The following is a 24,509-nucleotide window of genomic DNA, read 5'->3' on the forward strand; positions in this document are numbered from 1 at the left end:
ACAGTCCACCGCCCTGGAAACCAACGGGCCCGCTGACTCAGCTGACTCAGTGACGGCAGGCGGCAACGGCGAGGTCGCGCAATTGCGCGACCATCTCGTCTGGGTCGGCAGCGTTGTAGACCGCGGAACCGGCGACGAACGTGTCCGCACCAGCCTCGGCGCAGCGTCCGATCGTCTCGGCACTGACTCCCCCGTCGACCTGCAGCCAGATCGGTCGATCGCCCAGTAGTTGGCGCGTGCGTCGGATCTTGGGGAGCACCAGGTCGAGGAACTTCTGCCCCCCGAAGCCGGGCTCGACCGTCATGAGTAGCACCATGTCGACCTCGTCCAGCAGGTCGGCGAAGGGGTCGACGGGGGTCGCGGGCTTCAGCGCGATAGCCGCGCGCGCCCCCGCTGAACGCAGTTCCCTGGCAAGCCGGATCGGCGCCTTCGCCGCCTCGACATGGAAGGTCACCGACTCGGCACCCGCCTCGGCGTAGGCCGGGGCCCAACGGTCCGGATCCTCGATCATCAGGTGGATGTCGAGCATCTTGACGGTGGCCTTGCGCAGCGATTCGACCACCGGGAGCCCGAGGGTCAGGTTCGGCACGAAATGGTTGTCCATCACGTCGACGTGGATGGCGTCGGCGCCGGGGATGCGGGCGACCTCGTCGGCCAGGTGGGCAAAGTCGGCGTTGAGGATGCTCGGCGTTATTCGCATGGACTAAACCCTATCCAAGGCGGGTAGTTGCGTAAGCTCTTGGGTAAGAGGTGATGACCATGGAAATCGGAACCAGACACGTCTATGACCCTCCAGAGGATAGCGACGGCCTCCGGGTCCTCGTCGACCGGCTGTGGCCACGAGGCTTGAGCAAGGAGCGGGCCGACCTTGACCTGTGGGACAAGGATGTCGCGCCGTCGACGGAGTTGCGGCAGTGGTGGCACCACGACCCGGCCTCCTTCGACGAGTTCGTCCGCCGATACCGGGCAGAGCTTGATGACTCGGGCGCGGCCGAATCCCTGCTTGCGAAGGTGAAGGGCCAAGAGAAGGTCACGCTGCTGTTCGCGGCACGCTACCCGAAGAACAACGCGACGGTGTTGGCCACCTACCTTGAGGAGCTGTTGGGCGGCTGAGGCGGCTACTCCTGTCGTAGCGGTCGAACGGCGCCTTCTTGAGTCACTTGATCGAGCCGGGCGCGACGATCTGATTCACGATGGGCGCCCGCCTGCCACAACCAGATCAATCTCCGGGTCGTCGGTGCGCGTCCAGTACCCTCCCACCACGCTGGCAGCGAATCGCTGGCTGCCTGCAACGCTCACACGGGCGAATCGGGGCGCGTCCCTGTCGATTGGTGCCAGAATCGTCCCAGTCGCATGAAGAAGACCCCGGGAGGCCGTCGTGACAACCGCAAACGCCACTGGCTCGACCCTGATCGAGCACGCGGGCATCGAGATCATCCCCGAATCGGAGCGCAACGCCAAGCCCCGCGACCTGTTCTGGCCGTGGTTCGCGGCCAACGTGTCGGTCTTCGGCATGAGCTACGGCGCCTGGATCCTCGGGTTCGGGATCTCGTTCTGGCAAGCGGCGCTGGTCTCGGTGATCGGCATCACCGTGTCCTTCTTCCTGTGCGGCGTCATCGCCATCGCAGGCAAACGCGGCTCCGCCCCCACCATGGTGCTGTCCCGGGCCGCGTTCGGCGTCAACGGGCAGAAGGTGCCCGGAATCGTCAGCTGGTTGACGTCGATCGGCTGGGAAACCTACCTGGCGATCCTCGCGGTCCTGGCCACGTCCAGCATCATCACCCGGTTGGGTGGCAACGGAGGGACGGCGGTGCGGCTGGGGGCGACCGTAGTCGTCGCGGCCTTGATCGTCGGGGCGTCGGTGCTCGGCTACCACACCATCATGAAGCTCCAGTCGGTGCTGACCTGGCTGACCGGTTTCATCACAATCCTCTACGTGGTACTGACCCTTGGCCACATCGACTTCGCCACCGTCGGCTCCCTCCCGAACGGGAGCCTCGGCCAGGTGCTCGGAGCCCTGGTCATGGTGATGACCGGCTTCGGGCTCGGCTGGATCAACATCGCCGCCGACTGGACGCGCTACCAGAAGCGAACCGCCTCCGACGGCTCCATCATCTTCTGGAACACGTTCGGCGCCTCGGTCGCACCCATCCCGCTGGTGCTCGTCGGCCTGCTCCTTGCAGGTTCGGATCCGGCGCTCAGCGAAACCATCAACTTCGACCCGCTGGGCGCCCTCGCATCGATCCTGCCCGTGTGGGTGCTCATCCCGTTCCTGCTGACGGCCGTGCTCGCACTGGTCTCAGGCGCGGTACTCGGCATCTATTCCTCGGGCCTGACGCTGATCAGCCTCGGCATCAAAATCCCCCGCCCCGCAGCCGCCGCCATCGACGGCGCGATCCTCACGCTCGGCACCATCTACGTCGTGTTCTTCGCAGCGAACTTCGTCGAACCGTTCCAGAGTTTCCTGATCACGCTCGGTGTCCCGCTGGCATCGTGGGCGGGCATCCTGATCGCCGACATCCTGCGCCGCCGGGGCGACTACGACGAGGAGGCCCTCTTCGACCCCAAGGGCCGCTACGGGGCGTGGGACTGGACCTCGATCGGCACCATGGTCGTGGCGTCGGTGATCGGATGGGGATTCGTGGTCAACGCCTTCTCGGAATCAGCGACCTGGAACAACTGGCAGGGCTACCTGCTGTTCCTGATCGGAGGCCGCGAGGGTGACTGGGCCTACGCCAACCTGGGTGTCTTCTTCTCGCTCGTGCTGTCGTTCGTCGTGACCTACTTCGCCCGCGCGCGAAAGATCCGCGCCCAGGAGACCATCAGTCGGCCGTGACCGAGCGGAAGCCGCGCAACCGCAGGCTGTTGCCCACCACGAACACGCTGGAGAACGCCATTGCGGCCCCTGCGAGCATCGGGTTCAGCATGCCGAACGCGGCGATCGGGATGGCCGCCACGTTGTAGGCGAATGCCCAGAACAGGTTCGTCCTGATGGTGCCGAGCGTCCTGCGGGAGAGCCGGATAGCGTCGACAGCGCCCCGCAGGTCACCCTTCACCAGGGTCAGGTCGGACGCCTCGATGGCGACGTCGGTGCCGGTGCCCATCGCGAGGCCGAGGTCGGCTGCCGCCAGAGCGGGAGCATCGTTGACGCCGTCGCCGACCATCGCCACGACACGCCCTTCGGCCTGCAGCCGCTTGACGACATCGACCTTCTCGCTGGGCAGCACCTCGGCTATCACCTCGTCGATTCCGACCTCGCCTGCGATCTGGCGGGCCACCGCCTCGTTGTCGCCGGTGAGCAGCACCGGGGTCAGCCCCAGGGCCTTCAGCCCGACGATCGCCTCGGCGCTGGTGGGCTTGACGGTGTCGGCGACCACGAGGATTCCGCGGGCCGCACCGTCCCAGGCCGCCACGACGACGGTCTTGCCGCCAGCCTGGGCCTCACGCCCGGCCGCGGCCAGGGCATCGGTGATCTCGATGCCGCGCTCCAGCAACAGCGACTCCCGCCCGACGAGCACGTCGTGGCCCTCGATTCGGCCCTCGACGCCTCGGCCCTCGATGTTGGTGAAGGACTCGGGGGTCGGAAGGGAGCCGCCCTCCTGCACGGCGGCCTTGGCGATCGCCTGGGCGATCGGGTGCTCAGACGCGTCCTCCAACGCCCCGGCGAGCCGCAGCAGGGTCGCGTGTTTGGTGCCTTCCACGGCCACCGCGTCGACCAGGGTCATCTTTCCGGTGGTGACGGTGCCGGTCTTGTCTAGCACGATCGTGTCGACCTTGCGGGTCGACTCCAGCACCTCGGGGCCCTTGATGAGGATGCCCATCTGGGCGCCACGACCGGTGCCGACCAGCAGCGCCGTGGGGGTGGCGAGCCCGAGCGCGCAGGGGCACGCGATCACGAGGACGGCGACCGCGGCGGTGAAGGCGGCGGTCGCCGGGAACCCGGCGCCGAGCCAGGCACCGAGGGTGACCACGGCGATCCCGATGACGATGGGTACGAACACCCCGGAGATCCGGTCGGCGAGCCGCTGCACCTCGGCCTTGCCGGTCTGGGCCTCCTCCACGAGCTTGGCCATCTGGGCCAGCTGGGTGTCTCCGCCGACCCGGGTCGCCCGGACCAGCAGCCGCCCGCCGGCGTTGATGGTCGCCCCTGTGACGCCGTCGCCTTCCGCGACCTCGACCGGCACCGATTCACCTGTCAGCATCGAGGCGTCGACTGCGGAGGTGCCGTGTACGACGACCCCGTCGGTGGCGATCTTCTCTCCGGGCCGGACGAGGAACTCGTCGCCGACCGACAGGTCGTCGATCGGGATGAGCGTCTCCACCCCATCTCGGACGATCGACACGTCCTTGGCGCCCATCTCCAGGAGGGCGCGCAGGGCGGCCCCGGCCTGCCGCTTCGAGCGCTTCTCGAAGTAGCGTCCGGCGAGGATGAACATGGTGACGCCCGCGGCGACTTCGAGGTAGATGTTGGCCGCACCGTCGGAGGGCGCCAGGGTCAACTCGAACGGGTGCTTCATGCCGGGGACGCCAGCCGTGCCGAAGAACAGCGCGTACAGCGACCAGAGGAAGGCCGCGCCGGTGCCCATCGAGATGAGCGTGTCCATGGTGGCCGCACCGTGACGCAGGTTGATGAATGCGGCCTTGTGGAACGGCCAGGCGGCCCAGACGATGACGGGCGCGGCCAGCGTCAGCGAGGCCCACTGCCAGTAGGTGAACTGGAGAGCCGGGACCATCGCCATCGCGATGACCGGCACGCTCAACACGACCGCACCGATCAGGCGTTGACGCAGCGACCGAAGCTCGGGGTCGTCGTCGGCCACCGTCTTCGCGGGGGCCCCTTCCTTCGGCTTGGGAAGCTCGGCCGTGTAGCCGGTCTTGACCACCTCGGCGACAAGCAGAGCCGGATCGTAGTCCTCCGGGACGGTGACCTTGGCCTTCTCGGTCGCGTAGTTGACGGTGGCGGTGACCCCGTCGAGCTTGTTGAGCTTCTTCTCGATCCGAGCGGCGCAGGACGCACACGTCATTCCGCCGATCTCGAGCTCGATCCCCTTCAGAGGGACCAACGGAACCGAGACGTCAGTGTTCGTCATCGTGGGTTTCCTCCCCGTTTGGCACGGCCGTGGCTGAGGCCGTGGGAGCGTGATCGCCCTGCCAGTTGTCGACGACTTCCGATGGGACGGCGAATCGTGCGATGCCGAACGCTGCCAGGAACGCGAGCAGTAGCGCGGCCAGGTAGAGGGTCAGCTTGAGCGAGGTCTTCATTTACCCGATGGTATACCCCCCAGGGGTATGGATCAACGTGGGGTCGGCTGTTCAGACGATCGGCGCCCGGCCAACGGTTGAAGGTTGGCCGGGCGCTGATCGTATGGAGGAGGTGACTGGGTGGCTACTTGTGGGCCTTGCCCAGGCTCTGTTTGGCCATCCACTGCCAGATGTGAAGCCCCTTTGCGGTGGACGGGTCGTTCCTGGCGACATAGATCCAAGACCAGTGCCCGTTGTAGGTCACGCCGTCCCAGGTGACATCGTCATATGCGGTGAGCAGTGCCTTCGGGATGGTGTTGGCCATGTGCTCCCCATTGACGGCAAACGGCAAAGTGGCGTCGTTCTTGGCCTGGACGACCCAAGTCGGGGTCTTGATCGCACCGAGTTCGGCGTCGCTGAGCAACGACTGTCCCCCGGAGACGACGCCTGGGGCGATGGGCACCTGGGCGGCGAAGAAGCCCGGGTTGTCCACCACGAGCCTCGCGGTCATGTAGCCACCGTTCGAGGCGCCCACGACGTAGATCCGGCTCCGGTCGATGCTGTTGCGCTTCACTACCTCGTCGATCAGCTTCTTCAGCTTGGCCGAATAGCCCATGGCTGCGTCGTTCATCCAGAAGTCGGTCGCCTGCGGGGCGAGCACGTAGGCACCCGCGAATACGCGCTGGGCCTCCTTCGTGACGAAACCGACGGCGCCACGATTGGCCACCAGCGACAGGTCGTTGTTCTGCGCCTCAGCCCAGCCGCCTTCACCCCCACCATGCAGCCAGATGACGAGCGGACGCTTGCCTCGTGCTTGCGGATCATACAGCCGGTAATAGAGGCCTGCGGCCTTGCCATCGCGGAAAACATCGACCTCCGGGTCGACCAGTTTGCCCTGTTTCAGCGTCTTGAAGGTCAGCGAACTGCCGTCGCGCAGCTTGACGGGCTTGTTCTGGGTGACGGTGTAGGTCAGGTCGAGCATCAGGTTCCGGTTGGCGCCCACGCCCCAGGCGAACGTGGAGGCGCCCGGGACATTGAACCCGTGCTCGAGCCCGATCACGATCCGACCGCGCCGGTCAACCTTCACGCTGGTAACGGGTCGGTCGACGTCGGCGAACGTGCCGATTACGGGGTTTGCCGCCGCAGAATAGCTCTGGGTGCCGGTGGCAGTCACGCTGAATGTGTCGGCGTCGAGGCTGGAGGCACGGATAGCAGCCTTCCCCGGGTCGATCGTGAGTGCGACGACCTGCTGGCCGCTGTCGAGCACCTCGGCATTCAGGGTGAACGTCGCAGTCGAGGGACCGGTCGGAGGACGCGGATGCGCCTCCGCTTGGGGGATGGCCAGCATCAGCATTGCCACGGTGGTAGCCGCGACGGCGATGAGATTGCGCAGCTTCTTCATTGAAGCTCCTTTGGTTTTTGGGGGGTTTTTGGGGGAAAACCGCCACGACGCACGTGAAGATTCACTCTCGCAGCGATAATTCGGATGCTAAGCGCAGGTCAACGATGTGTCAATGGCTGACCATTCAGTTCACTCGCTTGAGCACTATCCCGGGCTCGATCGACGACACGCCGCAACCGGGCGTCATTTCGGCAAACGAACCCGGAATAGTGCTCAACGTCAGACCTGCACCGGGACCCGGAGGAGGGACAGGTACATGGCGTCGGTGCCGTGGCGCTGCGGCCAGAGCTGGACGTCGTCACCCAGAGCCGTGTCGGGGACCTCCGGCAGGAAGTCCGCGGCCCGCAACCTCTCGACCCCAGGCGACCCGGCCAGCACGGCGTCGACCACCTCCCTGGTCTCGGCCCGGTGGGGCGAGCACGTGACGTAGGCGACCACCCCGCCAGGGGCACACGAGGCGATCGCGGAGCGGAGCAGGCCGCGTTGCAGGTCGCCCAACTCCGTCACATCCGACGGGGCACGTCGCCAGCGCGAGTCCGGACGGCGGCGCAGCGCCCCGAGGCCCGAGCAGGGCACGTCCACCATCACCTTCGAGAACCCGGCGCCCCATGCCCGTCGCGTGCCATCGGCCGCGATCACCTGGTAGCCGTCGGGATAGGCCGAAAGGGCTTCACGCACCAGCCTCGCCCGGTGCTCCTGTGCCTCACCGGCCAACAACCAGGTGCCCGCCTCCCGGGCCAGGCCGACGAGCAGCGCCGCCTTCCCTCCCGGCCCCGCGCACATGTCGAGCCACGGCCCGCCCGGCCCCGGAACGCGGGCCAACGCCCAGGCGACAAGCTGCGAGCCCTCGTCCTGGACCCCGGCCCGGCCCTCACGCACGGCCGGTTGCTCACCCGGCGTGCGCTCGGCGGTGGCGCCGAACGGTGAGAACCTCGTCGGTTCGGCCTGCTCCAGTTCGGCGACGGTGGCCAGCCCCGGCCGGACGACCAGCGTCGGGCGCGGCGCAACGTTGTTGGCCGCCAACGCCGCGGGCAGTTCCTCAAAGGGGAGCAGGTCCGCGTACGCCTCGACGATCCAACGCGGATGGTGCCCCCGCACCGCGATCGCGCCCAACTCCGACTCCCCCGCGGCCAGCATCTCCACCCAGGTTTCCAGGTCCTTCGCCGAAATCTTGCGCATCACGGCATTGACCAGCCCTGTCACCCGCTGACCCACGGTGGCACGGGCCAGATCGACGGTCGTGCCGACCGCCGCGTAGCGCTTTACCCCCATGCCGAGCACCTGGTGTGAGCCCAGTCGCAGCAGGTCCACCACGGCCGGTTGCATGGTCGTGAGCGAACGCCCCGCTGCCTGCTCGATGATCCGGTCGTAGGTGCCCATCATCCGGCAGGTCCCGGCGACCAGTTCTGTCACCAGCCCGGCGTCCCTGGTCGTGAGCCCCGCGCCGGCCAGCCTCTTCGCGAGCGCCAGGTTGGCGTAGGCGTCGTCCCCGGTCACCTGACGCAGCACGTCGAAGGCGACCCTCCGCGGTCCCGATCCCCCGGCACTCATGACAACACCTTCCCGTCGATCCCGGAACGGGCCCAGTCGATCGCGGGCATCCGCCTCTTCCCGGGGGCCTGCACCTCCAACAGCTCGAGGGCGCCGTCCCCCGTGCCGATGAAGACCTGCCGCTTGGTCGCCGACAACTCGCCCCTGGCCAGGCCGAGTTCCCCGGCCACTCTCGCCCGGTAGATCTTGAAGCGTCCGCCGTCGAGCTCGCACCAGGCACCGGGGTCGGGTGAACAGCCCATGATCTGGTTGCGGAGCTCACGTGCGGGAGAGGCCCAGCCGAGCCTGGCGTCCGCGACGGTGATCTTCGCCGCTACGGTGACGCCTTCGTCCGGTTGTGGGGTCGGCCGGACTCCGGCCGCGATCAGGTCGACCGCCGCCACGAGTTGCCTGGCGCCCGATTCGGCGAGGGTGGCCAGCAGTTCGCCTGCGGTCGCGTCGGGCATCGGGAAGCCCTCGGTGAGGAAGATGTCGCCCGCGTCGAGTTTCCTGACGATCTGGAAGCACGCCGTGCCGATCTCGTCGTCACCGGCCATGATGGCCCGCTGCACCGGCGCGGCGCCCCGCCAGCGCGGCAGAAGGGAGAAATGGAGATTGACCCAACCGTGCCTCGGAATCTCAAGCGCCGAGGCTGGCAGCATCGCCCCGTAGGCGACCACGGGGCACACGTCGGGGGCAAGTCGCCTCAGCCGATCCTGGAAACCCGGGTGCCTGGGGTGATCCGGCTTCAGCACCTCGATCCCCAGCTCAGCGGCCCGCCGGGCGACGGGCGAGGCGGTCAGGCGACGGCCACGCCCCGCAGGCGCGTCAGGGCGGGTGATCACCGCGGCCACCTCATGCGACGACCCGGCGAGCGCCTCCAAGGAGGGGACGGCGACGTCGGGGGTGCCTGCGAATACGAGTCTCATCAGTCCTCCAGGGATTCGGGGTCCACGGTGATGCTCAACTGCCCCGGCTCCTTGCGGGCCGAGCGGATGGCTGCGGCGTGCTTGACCCTACGGGTCAGTTCGCGGGCGCGTTCGACGGGGGCACGCAGCAGCGCCGCCCACCGGTCTGGACCGACCTCTGCCGGGCCCAGCACCTCGACGCCTTCCCACTCATCGTTGTCCAGGAAACCTCGCACCGCCTCGGGGTCACCGACGACCCTCGCCAGCTTCACCGCTGGCGTCAGCCCCGCCTCGGCACGGTCGGCAACTTCGCGGGCGATGAACCCGGCCAGGTCGGCGCGCATCATCGCCTGCACCGCCGGATGCGCGGCATCGCCGACGATCAGCACCGATCCACCGTCGCGGGGGCCCCGAGCCAGCGCCGCCGCATCCGACCAGCGCCGTACCGCCTCCTCCGCGGCCCGCAGGTCGGCCCTTGCCAGGGTGACCTCGGCGTCCAGGATCAGGACGCCGGCGTAGCCGCCCTGCGCGGTGGGCTCGGCCCCGGGGGTGGCGACCACGATCGCGGCTTCGGAGGACACGTCGTCGCGGATCCGGTCGGCCGACGAATTGACGGCGAGCACTCCGGGAAAGGCCCGCGCCAACTCCTCTGCGGTGCGGGCGGCGCCGGGCAACGGGGTCCGCAGCGCGGAGGTGTGGCAGTGGGGGCAACTCCAACGTGCCGGCCGGTGGCCGCACAACCCACACTCAAACACCCCCCTGCTCCGCTCGCGCATCGGGGCCTCGCATTTGGGGCAGCGCGCCAGGTTGCCGCAGCGGACACACGACAGCGACGCCGAGAAACCAACCATGGGCACCTGGACCAGGACCGGCCCCATCGCGAGGTGGTCGCGAAGGAACCGGAACGCCACCGAGGGGATCCGCAGGCGGGCGGCCGTCGGATCACGCTCCCGATCGACCTCAGAGACAGCCCGCACCGGGGGCGAGACCCGCCTGGCCTCCGTCGGGCTGAAGGCCAGCTCGCGCAGCCAGCCCCGCTGCAGCAGCGCCTGCGCGTCGGTGCTTCTTCCGTGCCCCGCGATCAGGAGGGCCGAATCCTCGCGGGACGACCGGATGATCGCCACCGCGCGGGCATGCAGGTACGGGGCACGTGGCTCCTCGTGCCCGTCATGACCGTCATCGATCACCGCGATCAGTCCGAGGGCCGACACCGGGGCGAACACCGCGCTGCGGGTGCCGACGATGATCCGCGCCTCGCCGCGCGATGCCGCGAGGTAGGTGCGGTACCGAGCGCTCCGTCCGGCCTCGGCCGTAAGTGAGCCGACGGCGCCGTGCCCGAACGCCTTGCGGAACCTGACGACCGCCCGGTCGACCTCACGCACCGTCGGCAGCACGACGACCGCCGACCGGCCGGAAGAGAGGGTCGCGTCAACGGCCTCCAGAACGCCGCCGAGCAGGTCTCCCGGGCCACAGTGCACGCTGGCCGCCTGCCACAGCACCTTGGGCGCGCGCCCCTCCCGCAACGCCGTCAGAAGCGTCGAACCATCCGGATAGGCGGGCAGCACCGAAGGCTCCCCCAGCGGGGTCGGCGCCGGCCAGGTGCGTTGGGGCGCCTTCTCGGTGGTCGCGTGCCTCGGCGGGATCGCCAGCCGGGCGACATCCCACCAGGTGCCCGCGTAATGATCCGCGACGGCCCTGATCAACTCATAGGTCCGCTCGACGGCGATAGGCTCGGCCGAGACGACCTTGCGGATGGCCGAGAGCCGATCATGCTCGCTCTCCTCGGCGATCGCGATCAGCCAACCGTCACGCAGTTGGCCTGAGAAAGGCACCTTCACGCGGGCGCCGACCACCGCGTTCGCCACGAGGGCGTCGGGAATCTCGTAGTCGAACAGCCGGTCCAAGTGGGCCAGCGGTACGTCCACGGCGACCCGCGCCACCCGTGGGGCGGGCACCGTTAACCCTTGACGGCGGCCGCCAGCGCAGCTGCGCGGTCGGTACGCTCCCAGGTCGCATTCGGCAACTCACGACCGAAGTGCCCGTAGACCGTCACGTCGCTGTAGATGGGCCGCAACAGGTCGAGGTCGCGGATGATGGCACCGGGGCGCAGGTCGAACGTCGCGAGGACGGCTTCGCGGATCTGTGCCTCGGGGACCGTGGCGGTGCCGAAGGTGTCGAGGTAGAAACCGACCGGGTGCGCCTTCCCGATGGCGTAGGCGACCTGTACCTCACAGCGCTCCGCCAGGCCAGCGGCCACGACGTTCTTCGCCACCCAACGCATGGCGTAGGCGGCCGACCGGTCGACCTTGGACGGGTCCTTGCCCGAGAAGGCGCCACCACCGTGCCTGGCCATGCCGCCGTAGGTGTCGACGATGATCTTGCGACCGGTGACGCCCGCGTCGCCCATCGGTCCCCCGATGACGAACTTGCCGGTCGGGTTCACGAGCACACGCTCGGGCATGGCGAAACCGTAGCGTTCGAGCACCGGCGCGATGACCTCGCGGCGGAGGTCTGCCGTGATCGTCTCCTGAGTGAGGCCCTCGCCGTGCTGCGAGCTGACCACGACCGTGTCGATACCGGTCGGCCGCCCGGCTTCGTCGTAGCTGACCGTCACCTGGGTCTTGCCGTCGGGACGCAGGTAGGGCAACGTCTGATCCTTGCGGACCACGGTGAGCCGTTCGGCGAGCCGGTGTGCGAGGTCGATCGGCAGCGGCATCAGGCTCGCGGTCTCGTTGCACGCGAAGCCGAACATCAGCCCCTGGTCACCGGCCCCCTGCTGGCTGGCCAGATCGGACTCGGCGTCGACGCGGTGCTCGTAGGCGTCGTCGACGCCCTGCGCGATGTCGGGCGACTGGTTGCCGATCGCGACGGACACGCCGCAGGAGGCGCCGTCGAAACCCTTGCGGGACGAGTCGTAGCCGATCTCCAGGATCCTCTCCCGGACCAGGCCCGCGACGTCCACGTAGCCGGTGGTGGACACCTCACCGGCAACGACCACGAGACCCGTGGTGATCAGGGTCTCGACCGCGACGCGCGACATGGGGTCCTGCGCAAGGAGGGCGTCAAGGACGGCATCTGAAATTGAATCGGCGATCTTGTCGGGGTGACCTTCGGTCACGGATTCCGACGTGAACAAACGGCTCATGGTGAGCTCCTTAGTGCGGCGACAAGCCGCGTCGGTGAGGGTTCAAGTGGCGGCAACAAGCCGCCCCCTCGTTGGTAAACGTCAGGATGCAGGTGAATCTTCCGTGGCGAACGGATCGACGAAGCTGAAGGCCGGGTCTGCGGCCTCGCTCGCGCGGGCGGCCTCTTCGGCCTCGGGGTCGATCTGGGTGTACTGGAGCAGGCCCTCGTTCATCTCGCGCAATGCGATCGAGAGGGGCTTCTCCTCCGGGGCGGCCGGCACCATGGGGCCGACATTCTCAAGCAGCCCTTCACCGAGTTGCGAGTAGTAGGCGTTGATCTGACGCGCACGCTTCGCGGCGAACAGAACCAGGCGGTACTTCGAGTCGATGTCCGTCAACAGGTTGTCGATCGGCGGGTTGGTGATGCCTTCGGGCTGAGTAGTCAAGGTGATCCTTCGTTCACGGGGATTTCGATCACAAGCCCAGCAAGCTTACCAGAGAACGGACGGTGTCTTCGAGGTCGGCATTCTCGAGGACGTGGTCGGCCTCGGCGATCGCGTCGAGTTCGATCTTCGCGGTCGCCAGCCGTCGCTGCTGCGTGTCGGCATCCTCCGTCCCACGGCCTTCCAACCGGTGGACAAGTTCATCCCAGGACGGCGGGGTGAGGAACACGAGCTTCGCCTCGGGCAGATTCTGCTTGACCTGCCGGGCCCCCTGAAGATCGATCTCCAGCACCACCTGCCGGCCGTCGTCCACCGCATCGAGGACGGCCTGACGGGGCGTGCCGTAGTAGTTCGTGCCGTGAACGACCGCCCACTCGAGCAACTCGCCCTTCTCAATCAGGTCGCGGAACTGCTCGACGCTGACGAACCGATAGTGGAGGCCGTCGACCTCACCGGGACGCGGCGGACGGGTGGTCATAGAGACGGAGTAGAACGCCTCGGGGTGCGCGGCCCGCAGCCGCTGGCACACCGTCCCCTTGCCGACTCCGCTTGGGCCGGAGATGACCCAGACGCCTGACTTGCTCACCCGGGAGAGCATAGCGGTCGAAGCCCATTGCAAAGGAGTCCTGGCCTGGGTGGTCGGTGACCGGATGTGGGATACAAGCGCTGGCGCTCGCCGTTCGGCTCAGCCAGCGGACGGAGACCCAGCTCAGCCGAACTGCTCGTTGAGCCTTTCGACCTGATGACGACCGAGGCCGCGAATGCGCCGGTTCGGCGCGATCTGGAGATTCTCCATGATCTCGGTCGCTCGGGTCACACCAACCCTCGGGACGGAACGCAGCAGGTCGATCACCTTGATCCTGGACAACGTCTCGTCTTCCAAGGCCTTGTCAAGCGCGGTGCTGAAGCTCAGCTCCCCACCTTTTACCTTGTCCTTGAGCTCGGCACGTGCACGACGGGCCTGGGTCGCGGCTTCCCGCGCGGCACCGAGTTGTTCGCTGCTCAACTGAGGAATCGTCATCGAACGTCCCTTCGTCTCATGTCTGTTGGAGCGACACGATCTGTGTCGAGATGACACTACTCGCGAAAAGACGAAAAGTCAGTAGTTTTTGCGTTGCACTGGCAGGTTGACTACCTGTGTCACCAGATTCCTTGCACGCTCGAGCAGTGCGTCGGCACCGTGTCCGATGACGTCTCGGCTCGCGGTCGGCAGCACACGGGCGACGGCGTCTCCGAACACCGCACCGAGCTCGGCGACGCTGCCCCCCTGCGCCCCGATGCCGGGCACCAGGATCGAGCCGTTAAACCCGGTGAGGTCGCAGCCCAGGTGGTGGTGGGTGGCTCCCACCACCAGTCCGACGGCACCGTCGACCAGCGGATTCAGCTCGCGCGCGGCGTCGACGACGTGCTGGGCCACGGTCCCGGCGCCCGTGTCGGCGAGTTGGACCGCGGCGCCGTCGGGATTCGAAGTGCGGGCCAGCACATAGACACCCTGTCCGCCCGACACCGCCGCGTCGATCGCGGGGCGCAACGCCCCGACCCCGAGATAGGGGCTGAGCGTGATCGCGTCTGCCCACAGCGGGGCGCCGTCGCCGAGGAAGGCCGCCGCATAGCCGGCCATGGAAGAACCGATGTCGCCGCGCTTCACGTCGAGGATGGAAAGTGCCCCGGCCGCGTGGATGTCCGCAAGCACGCGCTCGAGCACAGCAATGCCGGGCGACCCGAATGCTTCGAAGAAGGCCGACTGTGGCTTGAACACCGCGATCTCAGGGCCGAGAACCTCGACGATGCCACGGGCACAGCGTTCAAGGCCTGCCACGTCGTGCGGCAAGCCCCAGGCGTCTAGGACGCTCGGCATGGGGTCGATGCCCACACAAAGGCGCCCCCTGCTCGCAGTCAGATCGGCGAGTCGTCTGGCGTAGGTCATGCTCTCGTCCTTGTGTCGTGGATGCCGGAGATCAGCGCCGGGCCCTCGTAGATGAATCCGGTGAACAGTTGCACTAGCGAGGCACCGGCCTCGAACATGCGTACCCCGTCTGCCGGGGTCATGATACCGCCGACGCCCATCACCGGGAGCCGGGTCGAGCTCGCTAGGTGCTCCACGAACGACAGCGCCCTGGTCGTCAGGGGCGCCCCGCTGAGGCCACCAGCTTCTCCGGCCAGCCCCTGGTCGCTGGGCGCCAGGCCGTCGCGTGCGAGCGTGGTGTTGGTGGCGATCAGGCCGCTGACGGCCGAATCGTTGAGGACCGCGATGGTCTCGGCGAGGTCGCTTCCTTCAAGGTCTGGCGCGAGCTTGACGAAGACCGGGACGGGCCGCTCCGAGAGCGCTGCTGCCTCCGTCGTGAGCGCCGACACCAGGCTGGCCAACTCCCCTGCCGCCTGGAGGCTGCGGAGCCCCGGCGTGTTGGGGCTGGACACGTTGACGGCGACGTAGTCGGCCAGCGGTGCGAGCAGCCGCAGGGACTCCAGGTAGTCGTCGGTGGCCGCGCCGAGCGGGGTCGCCTTGGTCTTGCCGATGGAGATGCCCACCGGGATGCCGAGCGCGCCGTTGCCGCGGGCGACGCCTTTGTCCCGGAGCGTCCGGGCCAGGGCGGCGGCCCCGTGGTTGTTGAAGCCCATCCGGTTCACGATGCCCCGGCTGGCGACCGCGCGGTACATGCGCGGCTTCGGGTTCCCGGGCTGGGCATGCGCGGTGACGGTGCCGAGTTCGGCGAACCCGAACCCGAACCTGGCCCAGGCGTGCGCGGCGACTCCGTCCTTGTCGAGCCCTGCAGCGACACCCACCCGATTCGGGAACCGGACCCCCGCAACGGTGACGGGGTCGGCGACATGCGGCCGTGCCCCGCCGGGAACCCAGCTGAGCAGGCGCAGGGTCGCCTCATGAGCCTTCTCCGGGTCGCCGCCGCCGTAGCGGAACAGCCCGGCCCGGAGGAGGTGGTAGCCCGAGCGCAGCGCCCGGGTGCCCAGGTCGCTCATCGTTTCGCCCAGTCCTGCAGCGAGCGCACCTCGATCTCGCCGCGCTGCTGGGATTCGATGCCCTGGGCAGCGGCCCCGAGGCCGGGCACCGTGGTGATGAGCGGCACGTCGGCGAGCACCGCGGCGGTGCGGATCTGGTAGCCGTCCTGCCTGGTGCTCTCACCGGCGGAGGACCCCTCCGGGGTGTTGAAGATCAGGTCGATGCGGCCGTCGTTGATCAGTTCCACGATGCTCGACCCGTCGGCCCCCTCGACCTTCTCCGAGAGCTTGAGCACCTCCTCTGCGGCGATCCCGTTTCGGCGCAGGACCGAGGCGGTGCCCTTCGTGGCCAGCACCCGGAAGCCGAGGTCCACCAGCCGCTTGATCGGCCAGATCGCATGCCGCTTGTCGCGGTCGGCGATCGACACGAAGAACGTGCCCCCCGTCGGCAGCGGCCCGCCGCTGGCCGCCTGCGACTTGGCGTAGGCCGTGCCGAAGTTGTCGCTGAGCCCCATCACCTCGCCGGTGGAGCGCATCTCGGGGCCGAGCAGGGTGTCGACGAATGCGCCGGTGGCGGTGCGGAACCGGTTGAACGGCATCACGGCCTCCTTGACGGCCACCGGGGCACCTTCGACCGGGTTCGACCCATCGCCGTCGGCCCGCAGCATCCCTTCCGAGCGCAGGTCGGCGATACTCCTGCCGAGCATGATCAGCGCCGCCGCCTTCGCGAGCGGCGTGCTGGTCGCCTTCGACACGAACGGCACGGTGCGGGAGGCGCGCGGGTTGGCCTCCAGCACGTACAACCTGTCCGCGTGTAGCGCGAACTGGATGTTCAGCAGCCCGCGCACCCCGACGCCGGCGGCGATCGCGAGCGTGTCACGGCGGATCTGCTCGATGATGGCGTCACCGAGGGTGATCGGGGGCAGCGAGCAGGCCGAGTCGCCGGAGTGGATGCCGGCCTCCTCGATGTGTTCCATCACGCCGCCGATGTAGAGGTCGGTGCCGTCGTAGAGGGCGTCGACGTCGATCTCGACGGCGTCGTCCAGGAAGCGGTCGACCAGCACGGGCCGGTCCTGGCTCACCTCTGTGGCCTTCCTGATGTAGGTCTCGAGAGCGTCGTCGTTGTAGACGATCTGCATCCCCCGACCGCCGAGCACGTAGCTGGGTCGCACGAGCACCGGGTAGCCGATCTCCTTGGCGATGGCCTTGGCCTCGGCAGCGGAGGCGGCCATGCCGTGCTTCGGGGCCGTGAGCCCGGCCTCGGCCAGCACCCGCCCGAACGCGCCGCGTTCCTCGGCCAGGTTGATCGCCTCGGGCGAGGTGCCCACGATCGGCACACCGGCGTCCTTCAGCACCTGGGCGAGCTTCAGCGGGGTCTGGCCGCCGAGCTGGCAGATGACCCCGGCGACGGGGCCGGCCGCAAGCTCAGCGTGGTAGATCTCGAGCACGTCCTCGGCCGTCAGCGGCTCGAAGTAGAGCCGGTCGGAGGTGTCGTAGTCGGTGGAGACCGTCTCCGGGTTGCAGTTGACCATGACGGTCTCGTAGCCGGCCTCCCGGAGCGCCATCGTGGCGTGTACGCAGGAGTAGTCGAACTCGATACCCTGGCCGATGCGGTTCGGGCCCGAGCCGAGGATCAGCACGGCCGCCTTGGTGCGCGCGGGCACCTCGGTCTCCTCGTCGTAGGTCGAATAGAGGTATGGGGTGGCCGCGGCGAACTCGGCCGCGCACGTGTCGACCGCCTTGTAGACCGGACGGATACCGAGCGCCCAGCGGACCCCGCGGACCACCTCGGTGCTCACGTTGCGGAGCCGGGCGATCTGCTGGTCGGAGAGCCCGTGCCGCTTGGCGGTGCGGAGCAGTTCGGGGGTCAGGTCGGGCGCATCACGCAACTCGCGGGCCGCCTCGAACATCACGACGAGCTGGTCGAGGAACCAGGGGTCGATCTTGGTGGCCTCGAAGACCTGCTCGACGCTGGCACCCGCCCGCAACGCGTTCATGACCGCCTGGATGCGACCGTCGTGCGGTCGGCTGGCCTTGAGCAGCAGCTCATCGACCGACTCGCTGATCGGCTGGCCGAACTCGAACGGCGCATCCGGGTTCTCCATCGACCGCAGCGTCTTGCCGAGCGCCTCGGTGAAGTTGCGGCCGATGCCCATCGCCTCGCCAACCGACTTCATGTGGGTCGTGAGGAACGGATCTGCCGCCGGGAACTTCTCGAACGCGAACCGCGGCACCTTCACGATGACGTAGTCGAGCGTCGGCTCGAAGCTGGCAGGCGTCTCCTTCGTGATGTCGTTGGGGATCTCGTCGAGCGTGTAGCCGACCGCGACCTTCGCCGCGATCTTCGCGATGGGGAATCCGGTGGCCTTCGAGGCCAGAGCGGAGGACCGGGAGACGCGCGGGTTCATCTCGATGACGATCATCCGACCGTCATCGGGGTTGATCGCGAACTGGATGTTGCAGCCGCCGGTGTCGACGCCGACCGCGCGGATGATGCCGATGCCCACGTCGCGCATCCGCTGAAGCTCACGGTCGGTGAGCGTCATGGCGGGTGCGACGGTGATCGAGTCGCCGGTGTGTACGCCCATCGGGTCGAAGTTTTCGATGGAACAGATGATCACGACGTTGTCCGCCTTGTCGCGCATCACCTCCAGCTCGAACTCCTTCCAGCCGAGGATCGACTCCTCGATCAGCACCTCCGTGGTGGGAGACGCCGACAGCCCGGCACCGGCGATGTTGCGCAGTTCCGCCTCGTCGTGGGCGAAGCCCGATCCGACGCCGCCCATGGTGAAGCTCGGACGCACCACCACCGGGTAACCGAGGTTGTCGGCAGCCGCGAGCACCTCGTCCATGGTGTGACAGATCGCCGAACGGGCGACCTCCGCAGCGCCGCCGACGATGTCGGTGAGGCCGAGCACGATCTGCTTGAACTGTTCGCGGTCCTCGCCACGCTGGATCGCCTCGATCGAGGCCCCGATCAGCTCGACGCCGTACTTTTCGAGCGCGCCGCTCTCGTGCAGTTTGACCGCGGTGTTCAGCGCCGTCTGGCCGCCGAGGGTGGCGAGCACCGCATCGGGTCGTTCCTTGGCGATGACGCGCTCGACAAACTCCGGGGTGATCGGCTCGACGTAGGTGGCGTCGGCGAAGTCGGGGTCGGTCATGATCGTGGCCGGGTTCGAGTTGACGAGGACGACGCGGTAGCCCTCCTCGCGCAGCACCCGGCAGGCCTGGGTGCCGGAGTAGTCGAACTCGCATGCCTGGCCGATGACGATCGGGCCGGACCCGATGACGAGGATTGACGAGATATCAGTTCGACGAGGCATGGTTCTCCTGATCGGTGGTGAGGAACCGGACTCCGTCTCGGAGTCGGCAGAAACTGGGAGATGTGTTTCGATCGATGTCCATCTGACCTGCAACATCTCGTGCGAGTTGGATCTTGTTGAGGCCCGCCCCGTGCTTGCCCTTGAGGAGTCCGCCGAGGCGACGGGCCGGATCCCGGATCTCATCGGGTCTGCGACACCCCGATCCGATGCCCAGTCTCGCGAGGCTGGGGCCATAGGCGGCTGCCAGCGCCGCAACGTCGCCGAAGTACCACGCCTCAAGCATCTCTACGGCGATCCGCGGTAGCACTTGCCCCCGTCGATTCCCAGAAGGGCTGCAAACTGTCAGCCCAGCGTCACGGGCGGCGTCGGCCAACTCGTTGCGCAGTCCCCGGCAGTCGTCCTGGTCTGCGTCGATGACGCCGACCACTGCCCGGTTCACGTGTGGCAACCAGGTCGCATAGCCGCGCATCCTGTTCGGCCACTTCTTGAGGAACTGCGACTTGCTGCCGAGGTCGAAGACCTCGAACCCCACATCGTCGGGCAGGATGCCGGGCAGCAGAAGGTTGAGGGCCTCTTTCATGGATGCCCCCTCAACCAGGAACTCGATGTGGTCGACCATGCCCACCGATCACATCCCCGGAGGGTTGGCGCCGGCGAGGTAGCCCTCGGACCACAGTTCGGAGAGGGTAGCACCTTCGTTGAGCATCGCCTTCACCCGAGGATCATCGCTGACACGCTGCACCCGCGCATACCCGTCCTCTCCCCGCCCGATCGTCCAGAGTTCCTTCGCCTGAATCGCCTCCAGGAACTCCCTCGAGTGCGTCGTCACGAAGACCTGCGAACGGGTCGACAACGCGCGGATATCCTCCGCCAGCCGCGGAACCAACGCGGGATGCAACTGATTCTCCGGTTCCTCAATGCCGATCACCGTTGGCGGGTTGGGGTCGTGCAGCAAGGTGAGGTACGCAAGCAGCTTGAGCGTGCCGTCGCTGGTGTAGGTGGCCAACACCGGATCTTCGAAGGACCGGTCCTTCAGCCGCAACAGCAGGCGTCCGTCCTCAAGGCGGGTGGGTCTGATGCTTTCGAGCTGAGGAACCCTGCTGCCGAGGGCATCAAACACTTCTTGCAGGGTTTCTGGATGTCGCTCCTCCAGATACTGCAACACGTTAGCCAGGTTGTCGCCCGACTGGTTTAGCCGGGATTCCGGCCCGCTCGTGGGCGTGCCACGGGTGTTGGCGGCGCTCAGGTAGGAGAGATACCACCCTTGGATGAACTCGCGGAGTGCTCTTACACGCACGTGACGCTGCATCTGACCAAGGGCCGAAACCGCCAGCAGGTCGGGACTACTGAGCGTCTCTTCCTGGGAGGATTCAGTCGCCTCATCGTAGACGCGGCCCACACCGTTCTCGAACCGGAGGATCTCCCGTGGCCTTCCGGAGCCGGGAGCCGTCGTCCACCTGAGCACCTCACGCTCAACGACAGGCGCGCCGCCCTGTTCTGAGATGGCAAGTGAATAGGTGGTCTGCTTTTCGCGCCCATCGACAGGGACTGTGTACTTGAGCTCGAAGTGGACGGGGCCGTCCGACCCCCTGCTGATGATCGCGGCCATCCGGTTGCGCCGGTCCCAGGCTCCCCTCAGTCCGGTGGTGAATGCCTCGTGCAGGAAGGCGAAGGCGTCGAACACGGTGGATTTGCCGCTCCCGTTGGCTCCAACCAGGACCGTGAGCTGTGTCAGCTTCTGGAACGAGACGTCCTGCAGCACTCGGTAGTTCTGAATCCGGAAGCTGTCAATCTGCATCCATGCCCCGATCGGACAAGACGTCGGCGAACCGGTCGAAGAGGTAGTTGGCATCGTGCGGACCGGCCGCGGCCTCGGGGTGGTACTGGACGGAGAAGGCCACCAGTTCACCGTCGCGACGCAGCTCGAGACCCTCGACGACATCGTCGTTGAGGCAGATGTGGCTGACCGTCACGTCGCCGAACTCCGTGGGCGTGGCGTGGTCGAGCGGGGCGTGCACCGCGAAACCGTGGTTGTGGGCGGTGATCTCCACCTTGCCCGTGGTGCGGTCGATGACCGGCTGGTTGATCCCCCGGTGCCCGAACTTCAGCTTGTACGTGTCGAGCCCGAGGGCGCGCCCGAAGAGCTGGTTGCCGAAGCAGATGCCGAAGTAGGGCAACCCGGCCTTCAGCACCTCGCGAAGCACCTCGATGGGGCCGACGGCGGTGGCCGGGTCGCCGGGGCCGTTACTGAAGAACACCCCGTCGGGCTCGAACTCGAGGATCTGCTCGAAGGTGGTGTGGGCAGGCACGACGTGGACGTCGAGGCCGCGGGCGGCGAGTTGGGTCGGCGTCATCGACTTGATGCCGAGGTCGACGGCCACCACGGTGGCGCGCTTGACCCCCTGCGCCGGCACGAGGTAGTGGGTGTCGGTGGTGACGTCGCCGACAAGGTCTGCGCCGGCCATCAGGGGCTGCTCGGTGACCTTTGCGAGTAGTTCCTCGTGGTTGAGGGTCTCGGTGGAGATCCCCACGCGCATGACGCCGCGGTCGCGGACGTGCCGGGTCAGCGCCCTGGTGTCGACATCGCTGATCCCGACGATGCCCTGGTCGCGCAGCTCATCGTCCAGCTTGCGCCGCGAACGCCAGTTGGAGGGTCGGGGGGCGGGATCGCGGACGATGAAGCCCTGCACCCAGATGCGCCCGGACTCGCCGTCCTCGTCGTTCCAGCCGGTGTTGCCGATGTGGGGCGCGGTCATCAGGACGACCTGGCCACGGTAACTCGGGTCGGTCAGGGTCTCCTGGTAGCCGGACATGCCGGTGGAGAACACCAGTTCGCCGAAGGTTTCGCCCGCGGCACCGTAGGACCGGCCACGAAATACGCGCCCATCCTCCAAAACCAACAGTGCAGGAAGGGAACTCATGCGTACCTCTTTCGGTCAGTTCGTGGTCGGCTTCGCCGCCAGGGCTTTGGCCAGCAGCCCGTTCAGGAATGTCGGTGATTCATCGGTGGACAGGTCGCCCGCCAGCCGGACCGCCTCTGAGATGACGGCCGCAGGGGGGGTATCTGTGTAGTCAAGCTCGAAGACCGCGATGCGCGCCAGGTTCCGGTCGACCGACGGCATCCGTTCCAACGGCCATTTCATGGTCGTGGACTCCGCGATCCGCTGATCGATCTCACGCTGGTGCCGCGCGACCCCCAACACGATGTCGGTGGTCAGCTCCCGCACGACATGGCCCGTTAGGGAGCGCTGCTCGGCGAACGTCTCACCGATGGGGTCGTCGCGCTGCTCCGCCATGAACAGGATGTCCAGGGCGGCCTTGCGCGCCTTCGTCTGCGTGCTGTAGTGGGGCTTGACGTCTGGCATCTAGCTGGAGACGCGTCCAAGGTAGGAACCGCCGTCGCGGGTGTCGACCTTGATCTTCTCGCCGGTGGTGATGAACAGCGGAACCTGGATCTCCTTGCCGGTCTCCAGGGTCGCGGGCTTGGTGCCGCCGGTGGAGCGGTCTCCCTGCAGGCCGGGCTCGGTGTAGGTGACCTCGAGCTCGACCGATGCCGGGAGCTCGATGAACAGCGGGTTGCCCTCGTGGGTGGCGACGATCGCGTTCTGGTTCTCCAGCATGAAGTCCTTGGCGTCCCCGACGGTCTCCGTCGAGATCATGAACTGCTCGTAGCTGGTGTTGTCCATGAACACGTAGTCTTCGCCGTCCATGTACAGGTACTGCATCTCACGGCGGTCGACGGTGGCCGTGTCGACCTTGGTGTCGGAGTTGAACGTCTTGTCGATGATCTTGCCGCTCAGCACGTGCTTCAGCTTCGTCCGCACGACGGTGTTGCCCTTGCCCGGCTTGTGGTGCTGGAACCACAGCACCTGCCAGAGCTGACCATCGAGATCGAGAACCATGCCGTTCTTCAGATCATTGGTTGACGCCATATTGGGGACTCCTCGTCGCAGACTTGCGGCACGCAGCGGCCAGCGTTGCACTCTACCGCACACCTACCCGATAGCCCAAGGCGCAGATCTTGGGTCTCGCCGCGGGCGGATTCGGGTAGGTGGTGCGGGCACCACCCACGGGACACGTGCCCAGGCTACCGACCGAACCCGCGGGAGACGGCATGCTGGTGGACATGACGAAACGCCCACCCACCACGCCCAGGCAGCGCGTTGCAAGCGGCCGTTTCAGCCGCAGCCTGGTGCGCGGCTCGGGCGGCATCAGCCGTCGCCTGCTGGCCGACACCCGCTCGATGGTCGAGACGATGCGACTGGTTTCCTACGCCCTCGTCGAGTCCGTGACGCTGCTGAGGTGGCTGGTCGCGACGATCGCCTCGGTGCTCGGCCTCGGCACCGTCCGTGGAAGCTTCAAGGCGATGCAACGCAATGCCAACCGGCAACGCGCCTGGGCCTCGAAGCGCAGTCACCGCGCCCTGACCACCAGCTACCGGGCCGAGATCCAACCCCACACGAGGCGTGGTTTGGGCGAACTCACCGCCGAACTCGAGGACGACTCACGGGCCCGAGACCTCGACTGGCACCTCTTCAACCCGGTGGCCACGCTGCTCGGCGCCGCGGTGCCCGGTGCGCTGGTCACCAACGGTCTGTGGCTGGTCTCGATCCCGTTCCAGTTGTGGCGCAACGGGAGCGTGTACTACTTCCGCCATTACATCGACTACTGGTACGCGCTGAACGCGGCGCCCCCGGCATTCGCGGCGGGGATCGTGTGCCTCGCCCTCACGCCGATCAGCGCCCGTCTCGTCCAGCGGCTGCACACCAGGTGGGTCGGCTACATGCTGGCCTCGGCACAAGACCCGTCCCTGGAGATGAGGGTCGCAACACTTGCGGAGTCCCGGCGCACCGCACTCGAGCTTCAGGAGGCCGAGATCCGGCGGATCGAGCGCGACCTGCATGACGGCGCACAGGCCCGCCTCGTGACGATGGGCATGACCCTGACCCAGGTGTCACGGCTGATCGAGGTCGATCCGTCGGCGGCGCAGACGTTGCTCAACGATGCGAAGGACGACTCGTCCGCGGCGCTGGCCGATCTCCGCTCCCTGGTGCGAGGCATCCGTCCCCCCATCCTGGCCGACCGGGGCCTGGCGGAGGCGCTGCGTTCCCTCGCGGCAGGCAGCCCGATCGACACCGAGGTGTCGAACCGGCTGAACGGCCGCCTGCTCCCGACGCTCGAGACCACGCTGTACTTCGCGATCGCCGAACTCCTCGCCAACGCGGTCAAACACTCGGCGGCCTCCATGATCTACATCGAGTTGACCTGCGACCGTGACACCATCACCGCCACGGTCACCGACAACGGCATCGGCGGTGCCGAGGAAACGGCCGACGGCGGCCTCTCGGGCCTGCGCCGTCGACTCGGTGTGTTCGACGCGACACTCGAATTCGTCAGCCCCGTCGGCGGCCCGACGGTTGTTACCGTCCGGGTTCCACGCCCCGTCGAGTGAGCCCCGCTCAGCGACCACGAAGGAAGGCCAGCACCGCCATTACGCGGCGCGCGGAGGTCGCCTCACCAGCCAGGCCGAGCTTCGAGAAGATCGCGTTGATGTGCTTTAGCACCGCCTTCTCGGTGATCAC

22 protein-coding genes are annotated in these 24,509 nt (G+C 67.5%); 3 read left to right on the plus strand and 19 right to left on the minus strand.

Translation table 11 applies throughout. From position 1 onward, the window contains the following. Window positions 1-46: 46 nt before the first annotated feature. Entirely contained in the window at window positions 47-700 is a 654-nt protein-coding gene (gene rpe / locus BUC15_RS11775) for a ribulose-phosphate 3-epimerase (protein WP_073188509.1), read from the minus strand. 59 nt (window positions 701-759) lie between these two features. On the opposite strand from rpe, the gene BUC15_RS11780 reads away from it, so the two are divergent. Both BUC15_RS11780 and BUC15_RS11785 read left to right on the plus strand, forming a co-directional pair. Beyond that, on the plus strand, window positions 760-1,113 hold the full coding sequence (locus BUC15_RS11780) for a DUF488 domain-containing protein (protein ID WP_073188553.1): 354 nt from the start codon (window positions 760-762) through the stop codon (window positions 1,111-1,113). Window positions 1,114-1,378: 265 nt separating this feature from the next. Beyond that, entirely contained in the window at window positions 1,379-2,836 is a 1,458-nt protein-coding gene (locus BUC15_RS11785) for a purine-cytosine permease family protein (RefSeq protein ID WP_073188511.1), read from the plus strand. Here the strand turns inward: BUC15_RS11785 and BUC15_RS11790 are convergent. From BUC15_RS11790 to efp, 18 genes are all read right to left on the minus strand, one after another. Continuing rightward, the gene (locus BUC15_RS11790) at window positions 2,823-5,090 is read right to left on the minus strand and encodes a heavy metal translocating P-type ATPase (protein WP_073188513.1); all 2,268 of its coding nucleotides are present in this window, start codon (window positions 5,088-5,090) and stop codon (window positions 2,823-2,825) included. The two genes, BUC15_RS11785 and BUC15_RS11790, sit on opposite strands and share 14 nt — an antisense overlap. Continuing rightward, entirely contained in the window at window positions 5,077-5,262 is a 186-nt protein-coding gene (locus BUC15_RS11795; protein WP_073188515.1) for a hypothetical protein, read from the minus strand. Before BUC15_RS11795 ends, BUC15_RS11790 begins: the two co-directional genes overlap by 14 nt. Window positions 5,263-5,386: 124 nt before the next feature. Further along, window positions 5,387-6,643, minus strand: a complete 1,257-nt coding sequence (locus tag BUC15_RS11800; RefSeq protein ID WP_073188517.1) for a prolyl oligopeptidase family serine peptidase — start codon at window positions 6,641-6,643, stop codon at window positions 5,387-5,389. Between the two features lie 219 nt (window positions 6,644-6,862). Continuing rightward, window positions 6,863-8,194, minus strand: coding sequence for an RsmB/NOP family class I SAM-dependent RNA methyltransferase (locus BUC15_RS11805; RefSeq protein ID WP_073188519.1), 1,332 nt, complete (start codon window positions 8,192-8,194; stop codon window positions 6,863-6,865). After that, window positions 8,191-9,102 (minus strand): methionyl-tRNA formyltransferase, encoded by a 912-nt coding sequence (gene fmt, locus BUC15_RS11810; protein ID WP_073188521.1) that lies wholly within the window; start codon window positions 9,100-9,102, stop codon window positions 8,191-8,193. The genes BUC15_RS11805 and fmt overlap by 4 nt, the downstream gene beginning before the upstream one ends. After that, window positions 9,102-11,036, minus strand: coding sequence for a primosomal protein N' family DNA-binding protein (locus BUC15_RS11815; RefSeq protein WP_139280232.1), 1,935 nt, complete (start codon window positions 11,034-11,036; stop codon window positions 9,102-9,104). The genes fmt and BUC15_RS11815 overlap by 1 nt, the downstream gene beginning before the upstream one ends. A 2-nt stretch (window positions 11,037-11,038) precedes the next feature. Next, entirely contained in the window at window positions 11,039-12,226 is a 1,188-nt protein-coding gene (metK, locus tag BUC15_RS11820; RefSeq protein WP_073188523.1) for a methionine adenosyltransferase, read from the minus strand. A gap of 81 nt (window positions 12,227-12,307) precedes the next feature. Further along, on the minus strand, window positions 12,308-12,652 hold the full coding sequence (gene rpoZ / locus BUC15_RS11825; protein WP_425443362.1) for a DNA-directed RNA polymerase subunit omega: 345 nt from the start codon (window positions 12,650-12,652) through the stop codon (window positions 12,308-12,310). 28 nt (window positions 12,653-12,680) lie between these two features. Then, window positions 12,681-13,247, minus strand: coding sequence for a guanylate kinase (gene gmk / locus BUC15_RS11830; protein ID WP_073188527.1), 567 nt, complete (start codon window positions 13,245-13,247; stop codon window positions 12,681-12,683). Between the two features lie 111 nt (window positions 13,248-13,358). Then, window positions 13,359-13,670: an integration host factor, actinobacterial type gene (gene mihF, locus BUC15_RS11835; RefSeq protein WP_073188529.1), complete on the minus strand. Its 312-nt coding sequence runs from the start codon at window positions 13,668-13,670 to the stop codon at window positions 13,359-13,361. A 78-nt stretch (window positions 13,671-13,748) separates the two neighbouring features. Beyond that, window positions 13,749-14,576 (minus strand): orotidine-5'-phosphate decarboxylase, encoded by an 828-nt coding sequence (pyrF, locus tag BUC15_RS11840; RefSeq protein ID WP_073188531.1) that lies wholly within the window; start codon window positions 14,574-14,576, stop codon window positions 13,749-13,751. Then, window positions 14,573-15,625 carry a quinone-dependent dihydroorotate dehydrogenase gene (locus BUC15_RS11845; RefSeq protein ID WP_073188533.1) on the minus strand — a complete coding sequence of 351 codons (1,053 nt, stop codon included), beginning with the start codon at window positions 15,623-15,625 and terminating at the stop codon, window positions 14,573-14,575. Before BUC15_RS11845 ends, pyrF begins: the two co-directional genes overlap by 4 nt. Then, window positions 15,622-18,927: a carbamoyl-phosphate synthase large subunit gene (gene carB, locus BUC15_RS11850; RefSeq protein WP_073188536.1), complete on the minus strand. Its 3,306-nt coding sequence runs from the start codon at window positions 18,925-18,927 to the stop codon at window positions 15,622-15,624. Before carB ends, BUC15_RS11845 begins: the two co-directional genes overlap by 4 nt. Then, window positions 18,911-19,546, minus strand: coding sequence for a DUF4276 family protein (locus tag BUC15_RS11855; RefSeq protein WP_073188538.1), 636 nt, complete (start codon window positions 19,544-19,546; stop codon window positions 18,911-18,913). The genes carB and BUC15_RS11855 overlap by 17 nt, the downstream gene beginning before the upstream one ends. A gap of 9 nt (window positions 19,547-19,555) precedes the next feature. Next, window positions 19,556-20,725, minus strand: a complete 1,170-nt coding sequence (locus tag BUC15_RS11860; protein ID WP_073188540.1) for an AAA family ATPase — start codon at window positions 20,723-20,725, stop codon at window positions 19,556-19,558. Then, a complete protein-coding gene (carA, locus tag BUC15_RS11865; protein WP_073188542.1) occupies window positions 20,715-21,848 on the minus strand; it encodes a glutamine-hydrolyzing carbamoyl-phosphate synthase small subunit in 1,134 nt (377 codons plus the stop codon). Before carA ends, BUC15_RS11860 begins: the two co-directional genes overlap by 11 nt. Window positions 21,849-21,863: 15 nt before the next feature. Continuing rightward, window positions 21,864-22,292 carry a transcription antitermination factor NusB gene (gene nusB / locus BUC15_RS11870; protein ID WP_073188545.1) on the minus strand — a complete coding sequence of 143 codons (429 nt, stop codon included), beginning with the start codon at window positions 22,290-22,292 and terminating at the stop codon, window positions 21,864-21,866. Further along, window positions 22,293-22,859, minus strand: a complete 567-nt coding sequence (gene efp / locus BUC15_RS11875; RefSeq protein ID WP_073188547.1) for an elongation factor P — start codon at window positions 22,857-22,859, stop codon at window positions 22,293-22,295. 194 nt (window positions 22,860-23,053) lie between these two features. Here efp and BUC15_RS11880 point away from each other — a divergent pair, with 194 nt between their 5' ends. After that, window positions 23,054-24,379 carry a sensor histidine kinase gene (locus BUC15_RS11880; protein ID WP_175558314.1) on the plus strand — a complete coding sequence of 442 codons (1,326 nt, stop codon included), beginning with the start codon at window positions 23,054-23,056 and terminating at the stop codon, window positions 24,377-24,379. The last annotated feature ends 130 nt before the right edge of the window (window positions 24,380-24,509 follow it).

Source organism: Tessaracoccus bendigoensis DSM 12906 (assembly GCF_900141915.1).
Classification (GTDB): Bacteria; Actinomycetota; Actinomycetes; order Propionibacteriales; family Propionibacteriaceae; genus Arachnia; species Arachnia bendigoensis.